Below are 1,701 nucleotides of genomic sequence, written 5' to 3'. Positions count from 1 at the left end.
TGGCTGTACTGCCATGCCTGCGCGAGCGTGACGAGATGCTGGTGGCGATTGAATTCCCACAGCACCTTGTGATCGCCGGCCACGGATCGGTCGAGATAATTGATTGTACTCCAGTGGCCGAGCGGCGTATCGAGGCTGGCTAGCGGCTCGCGATTCCACCGCGGCGGCGAGCCGACCGTGATCCAACCGTGACCGAGTACAGGGAGTTTGCCACCGATGATTCGCTGCGCTGCATTAAGCACGCGGGACTCGTCACTTGGCACGGTCGCGCGCAATCGCGCGACAGTCTCGCCAGGCGACGCGCCGTCAGCGAACAGCCACGTGTAGCGGCCTGACATCAGCGATACCAGGATATCCGTCGAGCTTTGCGATCCCGCAATTGACGCCTTGGGTGTTCCTGGAAGGAGCCGCTCCGAAATCGACCACACGCGCTGGGTAACGCGTCCGACGAGCTCGCTGGCGGGAGTTCGGAGCAGCCGCCTTGCCGTATTCAACATGCCGGAGCGAGTGACAGGTACAGCGATTCCCACGCTCGCTGAACGTGTGGCCAAGTGTATTTTGATTCGCACTCAGCACGTGCCGCGTCGGCAAGCGAGAGGGCCACTGCCGGTTCGTCAAGTAGATGCAAAGCGGCCGCAGCCATGGCCTCGTGATCGTTGCGCTCTACCAAGACCCCGTTCGTCCCGCTCGTCACCAAGAACGGAATGCCGCCAGCGTTGCTCGACACCACGGGCAGCCCGCAAGCGAACGCCTCGAGAATCGACAACGGCATGTTGTCGATGTTCGGACTGTTAAAATAAATGTCGGCCTGCTCGTAGTGAGCGCCCATCCCGTTTGGCGGTACACGCCCCATGAACGTCACGTTGCTGAGCTGCAACTCGCTCACGAGTAACTCGAGCGCGACGCGCTCCCGTCCATCTCCGGCTATCACCAGCGACGCATCCGGGAACTTGCGCTGCACGAGCGCGAACGCGCGGACAGTGCAGGCCACGTTGTACAGCGGCTCGAGATTCCGATTACTCAGGAATCTTGGGAGTAGTCGCTTGCGGCGGCGATATGGGAGCATTTCAATCGGTACGGAATTGGAGATGGCTTCCGCAGAAAGTCCGAAAGATCCGAACACGTGCACCAAGTAACCGGACGGCACCACAATGCGCGTAGCGAACCGGCGCATGGTGGGGACGGCAGTCCGCTTCCAGGTGCTGAGATGATCGTCTGCCTCACCACTATGGTAATTCAGCACCGTTGCGCGCCCCCAGAGTCTTCCTATCAGCATCGCGGGGAGCGGCGCCAGAATGTACGACCAGTACGAGGCGGAGAACGCATGAAGGACATCGTTGGTCCGTGCGGCGCGAACCAACGAAGCCCCGTACGCGATGGACGTGACGATCGTTCGCACGTACTTCACCCGCTGGAGCACGCGTAACGCTCCAGGAAGGCGCGGATTCACGGGAAGAAACGAGACCTCGAGGTGATCACTTTCCCCGAGGCCCACCAGCAATCGTTGTAGTTGAACCGATTGTCCGCCTACGATGTCCAGTGAAGGCCCGATCAGGCAGACGCGAACTTTCCTGGCGGGTGCGACATCAGGCACGTCGACTTCCAGCCCGCGCGGCACATCCCCCGTTCGTCATCGGATCGAGGCGGTCTGCAACGCAGGCATCACCTTCGCAACAGACGGAAGAAGCTCGCGGCTGACCG

General features: G+C 61.3%; 1 protein-coding gene and 1 pseudogene. Both read right to left on the bottom strand.

The features are described 5' to 3' along the window. Positions 1-338 (bottom strand): annotated as a pseudogene (locus ACESNG_RS24625) (hypothetical protein); the annotation flags it as partial. Positions 339-490: 152 nt separating this feature from the next. Next, the gene (locus tag ACESNG_RS24620; RefSeq protein ID WP_373071431.1) at positions 491-1,594 is read right to left on the bottom strand and encodes a glycosyltransferase family 4 protein; all 1,104 of its coding nucleotides are present in this window, start codon (positions 1,592-1,594) and stop codon (positions 491-493) included. Between the last annotated feature and the right edge of the window lie 107 nt (positions 1,595-1,701).

Source organism: Gemmatimonas sp., assembly GCF_041689975.1.
Classification (GTDB): Bacteria; Gemmatimonadota; Gemmatimonadetes; order Gemmatimonadales; family Gemmatimonadaceae; genus Gemmatimonas.
Note: the sequence above shows the minus strand (reverse complement) of the source record. Positions and strands in the feature narration are given on the sequence as shown.